The organism is Flavobacterium granuli, assembly GCF_900129705.1.
Classification (GTDB): domain Bacteria; phylum Bacteroidota; class Bacteroidia; order Flavobacteriales; family Flavobacteriaceae; genus Flavobacterium; species Flavobacterium granuli.
Map to the genome: position 1 here is coordinate 1 of NZ_FQWO01000019.1, position 15,797 is coordinate 15,797.

Here is a 15,797-nt window from a genome sequence, read left to right on the forward strand (position 1 = left end):
TTGCATTCTTAAAAATAAGAAAAATCCTGTTTTTATACAACTATTTGGCTATATTTGTTTGTAATAAAGCGGAGGTTTTTTCACAGACTGACGTTAGCGGTAATTCGCTACTTAATCTAACAAAAGAATATTAATGTAAATCGCATTATAGAAATAAAAAAATGGCAATAAGTACAAATTCAATTATTCATTATACGGATAGTTTCAATATTTTAGCATTAATTCTAAAAGAAGGCTTTAAAATTAAATATTGTGCAGAAATACTAAAACTTGATGATGGTACATCTAACGCTGCACATCCAATGATTTCATTTTGTGATATCCCTCTCTCTGACTCTAAACAGCATTTTAATGCTTATGGTAAATATGGAATTGGGCTGACAAAAAATTGGGCTGTAAAAAATGGAGTTAATCCAGTTTTGTATATTGATTCCAATTCGCTTTTTGCAAAAAGCTTGCATGAGCTAATTAAAGAAAGAAGAAAAAAGGACACTAATTTAACATCTAGTCAGGCAAGGAATATATTAAAAATTAAAGCATATGCAAAAAACTATTCAGGCCACTTAAAAAGAAAGTCCGTTGACATATCAAATTACAAATACTATGATGAACGTGAATGGCGATTAGTTCCCGAATCTTCAAAAATGAACAATGCCACTTTTTCATTAGATTTAGCCTCTTACAATAAATCAAAAGAAACATACAACGAAAAAATTTCTGATTGTAGATTTACTTTTAAAAGTAACGACATTTCTTATATTATAGTTGAGCATACATCCGAAATTCCAAAGATGATAAATGTATTAAGAACAGAATATTCAGAAAAATGCACTGCAAAAGAATTAGATATTTTATTCAGCAAAATATGTTCAACCGAGCAAATTATTGCGGATTATTAATAACTACCGCCAATAAGCAAGACTTCATGCGGTCTGCAAGACCCAGCAAGGAGTCGCTGTTGAACGAAACCCGTCGTTATCAACTTTTGGGAGCTTAATGGGCGTTTCAACTTATGGGGATTGCTTTCGTATTTTACTTCTTATAAATCAAACTCTGAATCATAATTCGGAGTTTTTTTATGGGCTTCTTAGGTCTTTTAAACTGGAAAAGATCATCTGATTGCGCGGTATTCCTGTGATGTGTTGCCTTCTTAAAAATAAGAATAATCTTCTTTTTATAAAGGTATTTTGTTATATTTGAGGATAATGTAACGGAGGTTTTCAGAGACTGACGTTAGTGGCTCGTACCCCCCGGCACTACCCCAGAATTTCTAACTGCTTAAAGACAGCTATTAACGACTTCCCTTTTTCGGTAAGATTATATTCAATATGCAAAGGCTTTTGCTTAATGACAATTTTTTCCAGTAAACTAACTTCTTCTAATTCCCTTAAAGCAACCGACAAAGTTTGCTTATTAGAACCTTCAATTTGGCGCAATAAACTGCTAAAACGCAATGGAGCTTCGACAGCCAAACGAAAAATTTCAGGTTTCCATTTGCCAGACAGCAACTTCAAAAGCCCTTGTGCAGGACAAGTTTCATTTTCAATAATTTCTTTTTTAGTAGTCATGATTTTCTGACTTATTGCGTAGTTGAAATTAAGTCTTCAACTTTGTACAAAGATAAACAATTGGTGTAAGACACTTAAAAAAATGAAACTAACTTATCTTATTTTATTTACAATGTTCACTTTTGGCACTATAAGTTGCCAAGCTCAAACCAAAAAGAAAATGGAAAATAACAATCCTTTAATGTGTGACCCTGAAAGTGGTATTTGCGAAATATCAACTAAGCCAACAAGTTCGACAGACAGCAGTTTGGTCAAAGCCAACAAGAAAGCTGTAAAAATAATTTATTACACCGACCCCATCTGTTCTTCTTGTTGGGGTATTGAACCACAACTACGAAAACTCAAATTGGAATATGGAAACAATATTGAAGTTGAATACAGAATGGGTGGTTTACTTCCTAATTGGGGTTACAATAGTGGTGGAATTAGCAAACCTTCTGACGTAGCAATCCATTGGGATGAAGTAAGTGTTTATTACGATATGCCAATAGACGGAAATGTTTGGTTAGAAGACCCTTTATCTTCTTCTTATCCTCCATCAATTGCATTTAAAGCAGCACAAATGCAAGACAATGAAAAAGCAATTTTGTTTCTTCGTGAAATACGAGAAATGGTTTTTCTTCAAAAAAAGAATATCACAAAATGGGAACATTTAGAATTTGCAGGAAAGAAAGTTGGCCTTGACCTTGTTAGGTTCAAAGCCGATTACGAAGGAAAGGCAAAAGAACTTTTTGAAGAAGATTTAAAATTGGGTAGAGAATTGGGCGTAAGAGGTTTTCCGACAATATTTTTTACAGACACAACAGGAAATAAAGAAATGGTTTATGGTTCAAAACCCTATGACACCTTTGAAAATGCTTTGATAAAGCTGTTTCCTACTGCTAGCAAAACAAACTATGAAAAGTCTTGGAATTCGGTATTTTCTAAATATCATTCATTGACAGCAAAAGAATTTTCGGTACTGACAGGAATAACACGAAACGAATGTGAAAAATATTTAGATGATTTAACCACTAACGGAAAATTAGAAAAACTGACAACAAAAAACGGTGCAATTTGGACTTTGAAAAATACCGGCCGCTAATAGCCCAAATTGGGGTTGAAAAGCCAATACCCGAGTCCCGATAATTATCGGGACGAACGGACGAAGTAATGAAATTCCTGTTGAACGGAACCAGAAGTCGTGAGAAGTGAGAAGTGAATGGTGAGTGGGATTTTCGATTTACCCCTTTCCGCCGCGGCGGAAGCCGAAAATGAGGGTGTAATTGTTTTTTAAGCCGCCCTTATATTTTTATCCTATAAAATCAGGGCAAGGATTTGAGCGTTGGCCGATGGGAGTGACCCCCGAGTCGAGTGTGCAACACGAGCGGCTGGGGTCGCGATAGAAAAAACCGTCCGAAGATTTTCAGTATAAAAATATTGAGGCTTGATTTTTTTGTTACTTTTTTTATCAAGGAAAAAAGTAAAAATAACTGCTATCCCCTACTCGTTCTAATATGTATGTCAAGCCATCCCTTATAGGGTTTACGATACATGATTAAGAAGAATTTCAAGAGGCCTTTGCGCCTCTTTTATTATGCTCTATAATCATGATTACTAGCAGTAAAACTACTGAAATATACATTCCTATAATTATGAAAAGCCTGCAACAAATAAAAAGATCCTTTGATTATTTGTAATAAAATATTTATATATTTGATAAGACATAAGATCTGACCGTTGTCAGACCTATCTCTCTAAATGTGGGGTGATAGGTATGATTTTATCAGATCTATATACTAGTTAGCCGACATATTGTCACAACCGCAGAAAAAACGTATATGAAAAGACTATTTATTTTTATTTTTATTTTTATTTTCTCACAAATTTTCGCTCAAGAATATGGCCAAGAAGGTTATCAGGAAAAAAGATACCTGAAAGCTACTGAAGCTATGAAAAATAATCAATTCGAAAGTGCATATAATGATTTTTACTTTGTTCACAAGTATAAAAATAACGATTTGAGCATCATCGCTTTAAAAAAAGCTGACTCAATTCTTCCATTTGCTCAGCAAAATATCCGAAAAAAAATCGTTGGAAAATGGATATTATATGAAAGCGGTTCTAATTGGGGATTTGAAAAAGAAAAGGAAACTGATATAAAAAAATTGTTGATAATTGAATTAGACAAATTTTCCTTTTACAACTTGAATATCAAAACAAATGAAATGACTTTAACTAAATCTGAAAAATCCGTTTTTACAAAACATAGAGATATGGGAGATTTACCTTTTGACTTTGTTTTTTCAGATAAAACGCTTTGGAATTTTTACTATAATGAGGAAAAGAAAGTTTTGCAACAATATATGACTGGCGAGGAATCTGAAAATAGTCGGACTGAAATAGTTTGTGGCAACATGGAATATAAATATATCCGAATGGAATAAAAAATACGTCGGCTAATCGAGGTACTGTCTTAAAAAACAAATAAATTTTCGTAATTTTAGTCTAGCAGAAAGAGGACTTCAGGCGACTCTTTGCACGGAAGTTCATCTAGTATAGTCCTGGTTTTTTCCGGGACTATTTCTTTTTGGAATCTATAATGTTTCCTTCGGAAACAAGCAGAAAGGGAGACTTAGACTCATCATTACCGGAAATATTATTCACTCGAGGCTGATAAGGCTGATTATTTTTCCAAAGCGTATAGATGTAGATTAACATTTTTTTCTGAACAGCAACATATCCCTTCATTTTAATATTTGTCCTTTCATAAACCCTTTCAAATAAATCAGCAAAAGGTTTTTGATCATATCGCACTACTGTGAAGGAAGGCATGTGTAATATTCGTCTGACATGGGCGTTGCCTTTTTTAGAAATTTTAGTTCTTCCAAAATGTTTTCCCGATTGATTTTCTACTACATCATATCCCGAATAGCTTACCAGTTGTCTAATATTTTCAAACATTTCAAATCCATTTGTTTCCCCTATTATTGTTGCTACTGTCAATAAACCAATCCCTTTGACCAGACAAATATTATCTACTTTTTGTTTCACTTCTTCACTACTATAGATATGCGCTTTAATAAACTTTAAGGTCTCTACTATTTGTTTTTCAATCAACGAAATCATTTTCCGTTGATGGCTAACAACTTCTTTTACCTGAAAAAAACCATGTTCAAGAGCATGTATTTGATTTGCAAAATGTGTTTTCGATTGTTGAAGTTGTTCATGATGTCTGGTTAATTGGCGTAACTTGTAAAAATAATCACCCATAGGTTGCCAAAGATCATGTTTCTGCTCAGCAGCCATTCGAGCAAGGCCCTTTGCGTCAATCTTGTCATTTTTTGATTTTAAACCCAATGCTTGCATATACTTCTTTGCTTTTGTTGGAAGTACAACTGATACCGAGTAACCCTTTTTATAGAGATACAGAGCTATTTTCTCATAATAAACACCAGTGGCCTCCATTATTAAAATCAAGGGAATTTTTTCTTTTTGATTCTTCCTAAGCCATAAATCAAATTCTCTAAACTTTTTATCCGCATTGGAAAACCTTTCACTTGATTTAATATTAATCTGCTGAATGGTATCAATTTCACAAAAACACACATCAAATTTGTCCTTGGAAACATCAATGCCAACTGCATACTTCATTAACTTTACCATAACTGTTTTTTTTAGTGAAACATAGTTTAAAATGAATTCTTCTTCTTTGTTTTTACTCATCATTTATTCAAGATTATTAGGGCTAACTAATATCTTTAAGTACTGTTCAAACTTTGAAAGAAGAAACTAAAGTTGGATATTCCTCGATTACAACATCGTAAATACGTGTTTAGTAGACCTGTCTAGAGCCAACCTTAGTTTTCATTTACTCACAAAGATATTAATCAACCTTAGATTTATATTAATCCCAAAGATATGAGTAGACGGCTCCGCCCCAAAGGAACGGAGTGCGCCTCTCACACCACCGAGCGTACGGGTCACGTACTCGGCGGTTCGCAAAGAGATGGGTTCAATTCGATGTAAACATCTGTCAATGATTGATAGCCACGTTGTTTTAGGCGTTTCAAGGTAATGGTAGTGCTCAAAATCGGACTCTGCGCAATTGCCCAACCGCCTTTGCGAGTGCGACTAAAAGCATAGGCGTGGCCTTGGTCAACGCCAAGTCGAATGAGATTCTTTCTCTTCCTTTCGGGTTTTTTCCAGTCGTGCCAAATGCAATATCGAAGTCGGTTGCGCAGCCAGCCGTCTAAATCACGTAATTTACCCATAATACTCGTTCCCCGAAAATAGTTTAACCATCCTCGTTGCACTTCTTTTATCTTGGCAATACGCTCTTCTAGTTTGACTGGAGCGGTTTTTCGGCTAATGCTTTTGAGCCGTTCTTTGAGTTTCTTCCAAGCCTTTTCTGCCACCACCAATTGATAGTCGTTTTTGCTTCCTTTCTTGTACGTTGGCACAAAACCAAATCCTAAAATCGTGAAGTGAACAGGACGTCTAATCCCGCTTTTCTCCTCGTTGATGGTTAGTTGTAACTTCGTTTTTAAGAATTTCGCAATCACTTTTGCGGTAGCTTTCGCCTGATTTTCGGACTTGCAATAGACACTAAAATCATCGGCATAGCGAACGAATTTCAGTTTTCGCCTTGTCATTTCTTTATCCAACTCATTGAGCAAGATATTGGACAATAACGGACTTAAAGGACTTCCTTGCGGAACTCCTTTGATGCGTTTTTGCAGTTTGCAATTGATTCGTATCGGTACTCGTAACCATTTTCGTATCAGACGCATCGTAGTTTTGCATTTTACTTTTTGGTACACTAAATTCAGCAGTAAACAATGGTCTACTTCGTCAAAGAAATTCTTGAGGTCGGTATCCACAATGTAATTCAGTCCTTGATGGATATAATCCCGTGCTTGCCCAACGGCTTGTCGGGCATTTTTGTTAGGACGAAATCCAAAACTGTTGTTGCTGAATTCGGGTTCAAATAGCGGTGCGATAATCTGCGAAACGGCTTGTTGCAACACTCGGTCGGTGGTGGTAGGGACGCCCAAAAGTCGGGTTTTGCCGTTGCCTTTGGGAATCTCCACCCCTAAAATGGGTTGTGTTTGGTAGTTGCCTTGTCTGATGGCTTCAAGCAATTGGGGTTTTATTTGAGGATATAGCGTTTTGAGCTGACTGGTTTTTATGCCGTCAACGCCTGCGCTTCCTTTGTTAAAAATCACCTGCTCTAAAGCTTTTTGCAGATTGTAAGGATTTACTACTCGTTCAATCATTTTGTTGCTTTAATCATTTAACCTGTCCTTGTTTTTCAGGGCTATCCGCCTTGGCGGATTCCGTTGAAAATTAAGAACCTCTTTGCGTTCTGTCCTTCCTTGTTTGTGAGACCTGTGCGGTGTCTATTCGCAACTCGTTGCCTCAAGTACTATGACTTCTGCTGACTTCTTGACCTAACCAACTCGTGGTTGCCAAGACCTCCCCTGGTAAGAGCTCTTTCCTTCCGCCTATTCCCGTTGTATCTACATAACAATAATCTGATTTGTTAGCATGTTCAGAACACTGTTTTGGACTTCGTATTGCTGTGGATACTCATCCTTATTGATATGCCTCTTATACAATTTCTGTTCGTCGGTACAGGCTTTTGTCGGTTCGCTTCCTTCAGTGCATACCTCACGGTAAACCACCTTGCGACGTACTAATGATTCGGGTTTTCAATCCGCTCATAAAGGGACTTACACCCTCTGGAAAAATAACACGCTGTAAGATTTGTTTTCTAAACTGAAATTTGTATTTTTCAATTTTTAATCGAGCTTACAGCGTGTGTCCTGCTCATGCAGGGCACACACAACGTATATAAAACATAGCTATTACAGGCTTTCCGAGAGGTTTGTGTGTATTTGCGAAGACCGTCAAATTTTTAAATTTGGCTTTTAGTAAAATAAAGAAAAAAAGAAAAATTTAAAAATTCGGCTCGTGTGTAATCCGAAGAGTCAGCGTCTTTTTACACGCTACGTTTCATATACAAGACCGTTAAGGCGCATTATAACAAAACAACCGGAATGACCGAAAAAGCAAATCAATTCACGGGACCAAAACAATATTTAGAAAAAAGCTTTCTGGAGGAATTGAATTATAAAATTTGGTCTACAAAAGCATCAAGATTTAATGCCGACAAACGCCTAAAAACAAAAGCAAAATTTTCAAATATAAGCTTGGCTTTTCTATCGGCATATTTAATTATTGCAAGTTTAATTTCTGTTTATAATATAAATACTGGAAATAGTGAAAATGTTATAAACTATATAATAACAGCATTATCGATTTTAGTATTGGTGGTAAGTCAGTTTGAAAATGCGCAAGATTACAAATTGAATGCTCGAATATTCCACGATTGTGGTCTTGAATTATCGGTATTATATAATGATTTAAGAATGTTTAAAACTCTCAAGAGCAAACCATCCGAATACGAAGTGTATGCTTTCGGTAAAAATTTATCTGAAAAATATCAGACAGTATTGAGGAATTATCAAAATCATTCACCGATTGATTACGATATGTTTCAAATTAATAATGTAAACTATTTTGAAAAGGTAGCACCCGAAAAAGTAACACCAGAAAATATTAAAAAAGTAAAACGGAGATACTTATGGGAAATTTATGGCTGGTATTCAGTTATGATTATTATACCACCAATATTAATTTTAGGAATAATATTAACGTGCCCTAACAGCTAGAATTTCGTTGCAAGCGCAGCACGAACAATGAAAGCTGTGTTAAACGAAATAATATTCATCGAACACATCCAAAAATATAAAATTGTGAGATAAACCGCTCTGCATCCATCCCTTATGGGGTTTACGATAAATGAGTAAGAAGAATTTCAAGAGGCTATTGTGCCTCTTTTTTTTTGTGGGGTGGTTAAGGTTGTGAGAAATAAAAGTTGCTTAGGATTTTAGGTTTACCCCGCCCTTATATTTTTATCCTATAAAATCAGGGCAAGGATTTGAGCGTTGGCCGATGGGAGTGACCCCCGAGTCGAGTGTGCAACACGAGCGGCTGGGGTCGCGATAGGGAAATCCTCCCCGAAGATTTTCAGGACAAAAATATTCAGGCTTGATTTTTTTGTTACTTTTTTCATCAAGGAAAAAAGTAAAAATAGCTGCTATCCCCTACTCGTTCTAATATGTATGTCAAGCCATCCCTTATGGGGTCTATTATAAATGAGTAAGAAGAATTTTAAGAGGCTATTGCGCCTCTTTTTTTATGGTCCATAACGAGGATTACTAACAACAAAACCACCGAAATTTACACCCATGTAAGTACGAAAAGCCTGCAGTGAATAAAAAGCTCAGTTGATGATTTGTAATAAATTATTTATATATTTGATAAAACATAAGGTATGACCGTTGTCAGACCTATCTCTCTAAATGTGGGGTGATAGGTCTGATTTTATCAGACCTATATACTAGTTAGCCGTTATTTTATCTGAACGACACAAAAAATGAAAAAATCAACCAAAATTTTCTTTTTAATCCTTCTAATTTTAATAATTGGAATTTTCATTCATCCCCAGAAAGTAATCTATGAGGCAAATGTTGAAGGAAAGGTAATTGACGAAAATAATAAGCCTGTTATCAATGCAACAGTTTACAGAATTGAAAAAGAGTATTACATAAATGAGAAAATTGGCTCAAATGAATCAAGAGATTTAAGAACTGAAAGTGTCAAAACTGACAAAAATGGAAACTTCAAGTTTTATGAAAAATCAAAAATAGATTGGTTTCATACTCCATTAGATTTGCCAATTGGCTACTGTTACGCGGAATTCGAAATCGAAAAAAGTGGATATGAATTCTATAAAACAAAGTTTGGTGATTTTGAACAATACAGAATTGAAAATTGTTACGCTTGTGAAAAAGTATTATTTAAGCCAATCATTACTTTGAAAAGTCTAAAAGAAAACAGAAACACAAAACTGAATTGAAAACAGAACTTGAAAATAAAAACTACAGCTAATAAGCAAGACTTCATGCGGTCTGCAAGCCCCAGCAAGAAGTCGCTGTTGAACGGAACCCGTCGTTATCAGCTTTTGGGAGCTTAATGGGCGTTTCAACATGAGGATTACTTTCGTATTTTACTTTTTACAAATTTTCCAATCGTGTCCATAGTACGGACACAATTGAATTGGACACAATTGAATTGGACACAATACAAATTCCTTTTAGGGATTGACAATCAAGATAAAAGAGAGTTTTATATGGAATCAGCTCAATGCGCGATTACTTAAATGGGTAAAATGGGAAAAGAGTTTGTATAAAAAGGCATCTGTTTGATACTTAAAAACAAAGTATAAAGAAAAACCTATTTTATTTGCACATTGGTTGTTAGTATATCCATAAATTGAATTAAATTTAGTGTGATTTATTAACATGAAGAGCCCTATGAAGGGAGACTTTCACCTACGGTTCTGTGAGAACGCAGGGGTGAAATTCCCTTGCGTGACTCGATTGGGCGTCATTTTACAACCGTGCTTAAAACAAAAAACAAATGGACAAAGCAACACAAACAATGATTGATAACGTGTACAAAAACACAGGTAAAACTTTGGAACAATGGATTGAAATTGTGAAAAAAGAAAATTTTGAAAAACACGGAGAAATCATCAAATTCCTTAAAGAACAACATGGGTTCACACACGGATTTGCAAATCTTGTAGCACACAAAGCAAAGGAAACTGATGCGGGTTCTGCCAACAATACCGATGATTTGATAATTAGCCAATATCAAGGAAAAGAACATTTCAAACCTATTTATGACAAATTAATTACTGAAATTCTGACCTTTGGAAACGATATTGAAGTTGCACCCAAAAACGCTTATGTAAGTTTGCGAAGAAAAAAACAGTTCGCAATCTTAAATCCAGCTACCAAAACACGTTTTGAAATTGGCATCAACTTAAAAGGACAAGAACCAACCGAAAAATTAGAAGCAGAAAAACCGAATTCAATGTGTTCGCATAAAATTAAAATTGCTGACATCAACGAAATTGACAATGAAATACTAAACTGGATAAAAACAGCTTACGAAAACGCTGGATAAATAAAAAATGTAATTTCACAAACTTAAACTATATTGAATATGAGAATTTTAAAAAAGATTTTAATTGTTGTAGGCATTTTAATTGCCATTCCATTAGTTGTAGCCTTATTTGTAAAAAAGGATTACGCAGTTGAAAAAGAAATTGTAATCAACAAACCCAAAACAGAAGTTTTTGAGTACATCAAATTGCTAAGAAACCAAGACAATTTTAGTAAATGGGCAACCATTGACCCAAATATAAAAAAGACTTATAAAGGCACAGACGGAACCGTTGGCTTTGTTTCACATTGGGAAAGTGACAATGAAGAAGTTGGATGGGGAGAGCAAGAAATCAAAAAAATTACAGAAGGAGAAAGAATTGACTTTGAACTTCGTTTCATTAAACCTTTTGAAGCCACCGAACCTGCATTTATGAGTACCGAAATGGTATCAGAAAATCAAACAAAAGTAAAATGGGGTTTCAGCGGTCATATGGATTACCCGATGAATTTAATGTTGCTTTTTATGGATTTTGAAAAAATGATTGGAGATGATTTGCAATCAGGACTTACAAAATTAAAAAGTGAATTAGAAAAATAAAAATTATGAAATTAGGAGCATTTTCAATCAGTCTTACCGTAAAAGACATTCAAAAATCAAAAGCATTTTACGAAAATTTAGGATTTTCAGATTTGGGTGGCGATATCAACCAAAAGTGGCTCATATTGAAAAATGGAAACGCAATTATCGGTCTTTTTGAAGGAATGTTTGACAACAACATTATTACCTTTAATCCAGGATGGGACGAGAACGCACAAAATGTGGAAGAATTTGACGATGTAAGAATTATCCAAGAACACTTAAAAAAATGTGGTATTGTATTAACTGCAGAAGCTGACACAAATACAAATGGACCAGCTCACATTACATTGACTGACCCAGACGGAAACAATATTTTAATTGACCAACATAGATAAATAGGTAATATGAAAACACTAATTTTTAATATTAATATCAATTCAAATCCTGAAAAAATATGGAAAACACTTTGGGATAAAGAATCTTACACAGAATGGACAAAACCTTTTACAGAAGGCTGTTATTATGAAACAGAATCATTTACAGAAGGTAATGAAATAAAATTTTTATCACCAACTGGAGATGGAATGTTAAGTAAAATCAGTTCATTAAAACCCAATTATTTTGTTGCTTTTGAGCATCTTGGAATGATAATGAATGGCGAGAAAAGTTCCTTCAAAGCAGAAAACGATAATCATCAATATTTGGAAACCTATCAGCTTGTTCAAAATGAAAACTCAGTAACTCTTACTGCAAAAGTTGACACACTCGAACCTTGGGAAAATAGTATGAATAATGCTTTTCCTCAAGCATTAGAAATTATTAAACAATTATCAGAACAATAAATTAATAATAAAAAATTATGGCAACAGTCAACACTTACTTAAACTTTAACGGAAATTGCGAACACGCATTTAACTTTTACAAATCAGTATTTGGTGGAGAATTCACCTACATAGGACGATTTGGAGAAATGCCACCACAAGAAGGAATGCCACCGATGAGTGATGCAGACAATAACAAAATTATGCACGTTGGTTTACCAATAGGCCCTACCATTTTGATGGGAAGCGACAGCGTGGGAGAATGGGCACCTGCATTTGTACAAGGAAACAATTTTTCAGTTTCTATAAATCCCGAAAGCAAAGAAGAAGCAGACAAATTATTCAAGGGTCTTTCAGAAGGTGGACAAGTAACAATGCCTATGGCAGACACTTTTTGGGGTGCATATTTTGGTATGTTTACCGATAAATTTGGCATCAATTGGATGATTAATTTGGAAACACATCAAGGCGAAAAATAAAAACGAACGCCCAACAGCGGTAGCTGTTGCACAACTATCTTGAAAATTAAAACATAAAAAATATTCATAAAAAAGAACCTCGTTTAAGCACATTTAAGCGAGGTTTATTTTTGGTTTTAGGTTGTAGTTTGTAAAAATAAAAAGCCTTAAAAAGTCGATTTTCAAGTCATAGAAAGCGGTTTTTAGAGAAGTTGGTAGTTTTGCTTGTATTTCACTTACACCCCCCGCTATTCGAGGTCTCCTGACCTCGAATTACTAGCAGTTGTTCTAAAGCTATAATCAGGAATTAGTAGTAGTAGAATTAGTGAAATGTAAATCAATGTAAGTACGAATGACCTGTAACAAATAAAAAGAATCTTTGATTATTTGTAATAAAAATATTATCTATATATTTGAAATAAATACGTTATGAAATAGCGACTATCTAACCCAAATTAGGCGTATAGTCGCTAATATGTAGCGAGTATATAAAAGTTATAGGGCATTTTGGAAGAACGAAACTACAAAAAATACAGACAGTTGAAATGATAAAATACTCACTTGACGACATAAAGAAAAAAGTTAATGAATTAGCAGAAATAATAAATACAACAACTGACTTATTGCCAACCTACGGGCATTCCAAAGATTTTGCCTATCCACATATTGAAATAGACAATTTTGGACGTTTACATTATGTAATTATAGAACGTGGGGAAGAACTTGAACGAAGAACAACTGACAAGTTGGACGATTTACTATACTGGATTTTTACAAGTGTAACATTTTCTATGGCTTCTGACTTTGAACTGAAAAATAGAATTGAAGATAAGGATTGTAGGCGGATAATGTTTGAAAAACAAGAAGAGCTACTTGGACAGCTTAATGAGAATTGGCGTCTAAAAGAAAATACAGAACATCAAAGTATTTTAAAAAGACATCCTTTTGACGACTTGGCTGGATTAAGAGCAACTTACTGCGGACAACTAAGAAAACAAGGACTAAGCGAAACAGAAATTGATAAATTGGCATATGCGAAATATCCTAAAAACTAAAAGAAAAACGCCCTATAATAGCTAAGCTTTCGTTGCGTGCGCAGCACAAACAATGATCCGCCGCGGCGGAGAACGGAACCGGAGTTAGTCTTTAAAGAGAAGTAACTGTAGTTTAAATCATTATATATTTACTTGTTAACTTCAGGAAAACGGTAATTATTTCGAAGTATGATTTTAATATAAAACCATTTTCCTGAGATTAAGAAAATTGTTCAGAAAAACAACAATTTTTAATCCCATCGAATTCGATGGATTTAGAAAGCTAAAATTAAAAGAGTAAGTATGGCTAAGAATAAAAAAATAAATGTATAGGGAAAAGAAATTACAATAATTCAGTCTAACAGTCTGGATTTTATTTCTATAACTGATATGTTAAAAGCAAAAGATGGTGACTTCTTCATTTCTGATTGGTTAAGAAACAGAAATACTATTGAATATTTGGGAATTTGGGAACGAATCCATAATCCGGATTTTAATTATGGCGAATTTGCCATAATTAAAAGTCAGGCAGGATTAAACAACTATAAACTCAGCGTGAAAGAATGGGTTGAAAAAACAAATGCTATTGGTATCAAAGCTACATCAGGCAGATATGGCGGAACTTATGCCCATCAGGATATTGCTTTTGAATTTGGAATGTGGATTAGTGCCGAATTTAAAATTTATTTAGTTAAAGAATTCCAACGTCTTAAAGAAGAAGAAAGTAATACCAAAAAACTCGAATGGAACTTACAGAGAACCATTTCCAAAATTAATTATAGAATTCATACCGACGCCATTAAAGAAAACTTGATCCCGAAAACAATTGCACCGGCTCAGAGAAATTTTGTCTATGCTGACGAAGCCGATGTCTTGAATACTGCTTTGTTTGGAAAAACGGCTAAGCAATGGCGTGAAGTAAATCCATCCCAAAAAGGAAACATCAGAGACGAAGCTTCCATCGAACAATTGGTGGTTCTGTCTAATCTCGAAAGCATCAATGCCATGCTAATTCAACAAGGAATTAGCCAACCCGAAAGATTACAAAAATTAAATTCCCTTGCTATTAGCCAAATGAAATCATTATTCAGCAGCAATTCTTTAAACAAACTCAAGTAAATGGAAACCATCAGCGACTATATGCCATCGGAGGTCGGTTTTAGGGTGTTTCCATCACGAATGCCTATCAAAAAGAGGAATAATTGTTGTTTTAAATACCTTATATTTACTTTCTAATTAACAAAAATCAGTTCGTTTAGAGGTTTTTAGTCCGATAGCTATCGGACTTACTGATGTTAGCGGTTACCAGTCCGGAAAACAGAAATATATATGAAAGAAGAATTTATAACATTTGAAAAATTTAATGATCAAAATTCAGCAAAAGAATTAGGCGAATTAATAGCTGAACAAAACATTGAATTTTTGTTAGAAGACAATTCTTTGAGTTTCGACCCAACTTTTGCTAACAATGGTTTTGGGAAAGAATATTGTATAAAACTCAAGAAAAGTGATTTTGAAAAAGCCAATAAAATATTAGCTGATAAATCGGAAAACGAAATTCATGACATTGATAAAGATTATTATTTGTTTAGTTTTTCCGACGATGAATTAATTGACGTAGTTTCAAAAAGTGACGAATGGAATAAATTTGACGTTTCACTTGCTAAAAAACTACTTAAAGAAAAAGGCAAAGAAATTACGCCCGAAGAAATTGAAAAAAATAAACAACAACGAATTGTAGAATTATCAAAACCTGAAGAAGGCCAAAAAAATTATATAATTTTAGGATATATAACTGCATTTTTGGGCGGATTATTGGGGATTTTTATCGGTTGGCATTTACTAACTTATAAAAAAACGTTACCAAATGGAAACCGAATTTATGCTTATTCAGAAAATGACAGAAAACAGGGAAATCGAATTTTAATAATTGGCGCAATATTTCTTGTATTTTGGCTGACAATTAAAATTCTGAATTAAACCGCATTTTCTGGCATCCGCTAACACTTGCTACTAGTGATTTGGGCATTGGGCTTAATGGGAAGTTGGTTTGCCTCCGGCCGGTTCGGCTTTCAGCCTCGGGTAGTATTTGGAAGATTTGCTTCGCCTGTTCGCTACCGCTCGAGTGGCAAATCCGAAGAATGGACTTAATTTGTCCCAAACTGCTTGTAGCGCTGGGACGTCAGGCTGTGAAAAAACCTCTTTTTCCTATTGAAATCTTCAAATTGTCCTATTCTACAATGCAAATAAAGCCTTTTAAGGTAGTACTTTTTT

The 15,797-nt window shown here is 34.5% G+C and carries 16 protein-coding genes; 13 read left to right on the forward strand and 3 right to left on the reverse strand.

Going from position 1 to position 15,797, the window contains the following annotated elements; all coding sequences use genetic code 11:
* Window positions 1-161 precede the first annotated feature (161 nt).
* Window positions 162-899 (forward strand): abortive infection system antitoxin AbiGi family protein, encoded by a 738-nt coding sequence (locus tag BUB25_RS16080; protein WP_072946149.1) that lies wholly within the window; start codon window positions 162-164, stop codon window positions 897-899.
* 357 nt (window positions 900-1,256) lie between these two features.
* Here the strand turns inward: BUB25_RS16080 and BUB25_RS16085 are convergent, their stop codons facing one another.
* Window positions 1,257-1,568: a winged helix-turn-helix transcriptional regulator gene (locus BUB25_RS16085; RefSeq protein ID WP_072946150.1), complete on the reverse strand. Its 312-nt coding sequence runs from the start codon at window positions 1,566-1,568 to the stop codon at window positions 1,257-1,259.
* Between the two features lie 160 nt (window positions 1,569-1,728).
* Between BUB25_RS16085 and BUB25_RS16090 the strand changes: the two genes are divergently transcribed.
* Window positions 1,729-2,652: a ClpXP adapter SpxH family protein gene (locus tag BUB25_RS16090; protein ID WP_084089672.1), complete on the forward strand. Its 924-nt coding sequence runs from the start codon at window positions 1,729-1,731 to the stop codon at window positions 2,650-2,652.
* Between the two features lie 736 nt (window positions 2,653-3,388).
* The gene (locus BUB25_RS16095; RefSeq protein WP_072946153.1) at window positions 3,389-3,994 is read left to right on the forward strand and encodes a hypothetical protein; all 606 of its coding nucleotides are present in this window, start codon (window positions 3,389-3,391) and stop codon (window positions 3,992-3,994) included.
* 133 nt (window positions 3,995-4,127) lie between these two features.
* On the opposite strand, the gene BUB25_RS16100 is transcribed toward BUB25_RS16095, so the two are convergent.
* The gene (locus BUB25_RS16100) at window positions 4,128-5,276 is read right to left on the reverse strand and encodes an IS110 family RNA-guided transposase (protein WP_072946155.1); all 1,149 of its coding nucleotides are present in this window, start codon (window positions 5,274-5,276) and stop codon (window positions 4,128-4,130) included.
* A gap of 254 nt (window positions 5,277-5,530) precedes the next feature.
* Window positions 5,531-6,826, reverse strand: a complete 1,296-nt coding sequence (ltrA, locus tag BUB25_RS16105) for a group II intron reverse transcriptase/maturase (protein WP_072946157.1) — start codon at window positions 6,824-6,826, stop codon at window positions 5,531-5,533.
* 783 nt (window positions 6,827-7,609) lie between these two features.
* Between ltrA and BUB25_RS16110 the strand changes: the two genes are divergently transcribed.
* The 10 genes from BUB25_RS16110 (at window position 7,610) to BUB25_RS16155 (ending at window position 15,503) form a co-directional block, all read left to right on the forward strand.
* Window positions 7,610-8,284 (forward strand): SLATT domain-containing protein, encoded by a 675-nt coding sequence (locus tag BUB25_RS16110; RefSeq protein WP_072946159.1) that lies wholly within the window; start codon window positions 7,610-7,612, stop codon window positions 8,282-8,284.
* A gap of 767 nt (window positions 8,285-9,051) precedes the next feature.
* A complete protein-coding gene (locus tag BUB25_RS16115; RefSeq protein WP_072946161.1) occupies window positions 9,052-9,534 on the forward strand; it encodes a carboxypeptidase regulatory-like domain-containing protein in 483 nt (160 codons plus the stop codon).
* A gap of 563 nt (window positions 9,535-10,097) precedes the next feature.
* The gene (locus tag BUB25_RS16120; protein WP_072946162.1) at window positions 10,098-10,649 is read left to right on the forward strand and encodes a DUF4287 domain-containing protein; all 552 of its coding nucleotides are present in this window, start codon (window positions 10,098-10,100) and stop codon (window positions 10,647-10,649) included.
* 39 nt (window positions 10,650-10,688) lie between these two features.
* Window positions 10,689-11,228 carry an SRPBCC family protein gene (locus BUB25_RS16125; RefSeq protein ID WP_072946164.1) on the forward strand — a complete coding sequence of 180 codons (540 nt, stop codon included), beginning with the start codon at window positions 10,689-10,691 and terminating at the stop codon, window positions 11,226-11,228.
* A gap of 5 nt (window positions 11,229-11,233) precedes the next feature.
* Entirely contained in the window at window positions 11,234-11,605 is a 372-nt protein-coding gene (locus tag BUB25_RS16130) for a VOC family protein (protein ID WP_072946166.1), read from the forward strand.
* Between the two features lie 9 nt (window positions 11,606-11,614).
* Complete coding sequence (locus BUB25_RS16135) at window positions 11,615-12,052, forward strand: hypothetical protein (RefSeq protein ID WP_072946168.1); 438 nt, start codon at window positions 11,615-11,617, stop codon at window positions 12,050-12,052.
* A gap of 17 nt (window positions 12,053-12,069) precedes the next feature.
* Window positions 12,070-12,510 (forward strand): VOC family protein, encoded by a 441-nt coding sequence (locus BUB25_RS16140; protein ID WP_072946170.1) that lies wholly within the window; start codon window positions 12,070-12,072, stop codon window positions 12,508-12,510.
* Window positions 12,511-13,034: 524 nt separating this feature from the next.
* Window positions 13,035-13,544: an Imm63 family immunity protein gene (locus tag BUB25_RS16145; RefSeq protein WP_072946171.1), complete on the forward strand. Its 510-nt coding sequence runs from the start codon at window positions 13,035-13,037 to the stop codon at window positions 13,542-13,544.
* A 330-nt stretch (window positions 13,545-13,874) separates the two neighbouring features.
* Complete coding sequence (locus tag BUB25_RS16150) at window positions 13,875-14,642, forward strand: KilA-N domain-containing protein (RefSeq protein ID WP_449403992.1); 768 nt, start codon at window positions 13,875-13,877, stop codon at window positions 14,640-14,642.
* Between the two features lie 210 nt (window positions 14,643-14,852).
* Window positions 14,853-15,503 carry a hypothetical protein gene (locus BUB25_RS16155; protein WP_072946173.1) on the forward strand — a complete coding sequence of 217 codons (651 nt, stop codon included), beginning with the start codon at window positions 14,853-14,855 and terminating at the stop codon, window positions 15,501-15,503.
* Window positions 15,504-15,797: the final 294 nt, after the last annotated feature.

Excerpts from the sequence above, each read along its gene's own strand:
- BUB25_RS16080 (WP_072946149.1), top strand. The coding sequence starts at position 162 with ATGGCAATAAGTACAAATTCAATTATTCATTATACGGATAGTTTCAAT.
- BUB25_RS16085 (WP_072946150.1), bottom strand. The coding sequence starts at position 1,568 with ATGACTACTAAAAAAGAAATTATTGAAAATGAAACTTGTCCTGCACAA.
- BUB25_RS16090 (WP_084089672.1), top strand. The coding sequence starts at position 1,729 with ATGGAAAATAACAATCCTTTAATGTGTGACCCTGAAAGTGGTATTTGC.
- BUB25_RS16095 (WP_072946153.1), top strand. The coding sequence starts at position 3,389 with ATGAAAAGACTATTTATTTTTATTTTTATTTTTATTTTCTCACAAATT.
- BUB25_RS16100 (WP_072946155.1), bottom strand. The coding sequence starts at position 5,276 with ATGATGAGTAAAAACAAAGAAGAAGAATTCATTTTAAACTATGTTTCA.
- ltrA (WP_072946157.1), bottom strand. The coding sequence starts at position 6,826 with ATGATTGAACGAGTAGTAAATCCTTACAATCTGCAAAAAGCTTTAGAG.
- BUB25_RS16110 (WP_072946159.1), top strand. The coding sequence starts at position 7,610 with ATGACCGAAAAAGCAAATCAATTCACGGGACCAAAACAATATTTAGAA.
- BUB25_RS16115 (WP_072946161.1), top strand. The coding sequence starts at position 9,052 with ATGAAAAAATCAACCAAAATTTTCTTTTTAATCCTTCTAATTTTAATA.
- BUB25_RS16120 (WP_072946162.1), top strand. The coding sequence starts at position 10,098 with ATGGACAAAGCAACACAAACAATGATTGATAACGTGTACAAAAACACA.
- BUB25_RS16125 (WP_072946164.1), top strand. The coding sequence starts at position 10,689 with ATGAGAATTTTAAAAAAGATTTTAATTGTTGTAGGCATTTTAATTGCC.
- BUB25_RS16130 (WP_072946166.1), top strand. The coding sequence starts at position 11,234 with ATGAAATTAGGAGCATTTTCAATCAGTCTTACCGTAAAAGACATTCAA.
- BUB25_RS16135 (WP_072946168.1), top strand. The coding sequence starts at position 11,615 with ATGAAAACACTAATTTTTAATATTAATATCAATTCAAATCCTGAAAAA.
- BUB25_RS16140 (WP_072946170.1), top strand. The coding sequence starts at position 12,070 with ATGGCAACAGTCAACACTTACTTAAACTTTAACGGAAATTGCGAACAC.
- BUB25_RS16145 (WP_072946171.1), top strand. The coding sequence starts at position 13,035 with ATGATAAAATACTCACTTGACGACATAAAGAAAAAAGTTAATGAATTA.
- BUB25_RS16155 (WP_072946173.1), top strand. The coding sequence starts at position 14,853 with ATGAAAGAAGAATTTATAACATTTGAAAAATTTAATGATCAAAATTCA.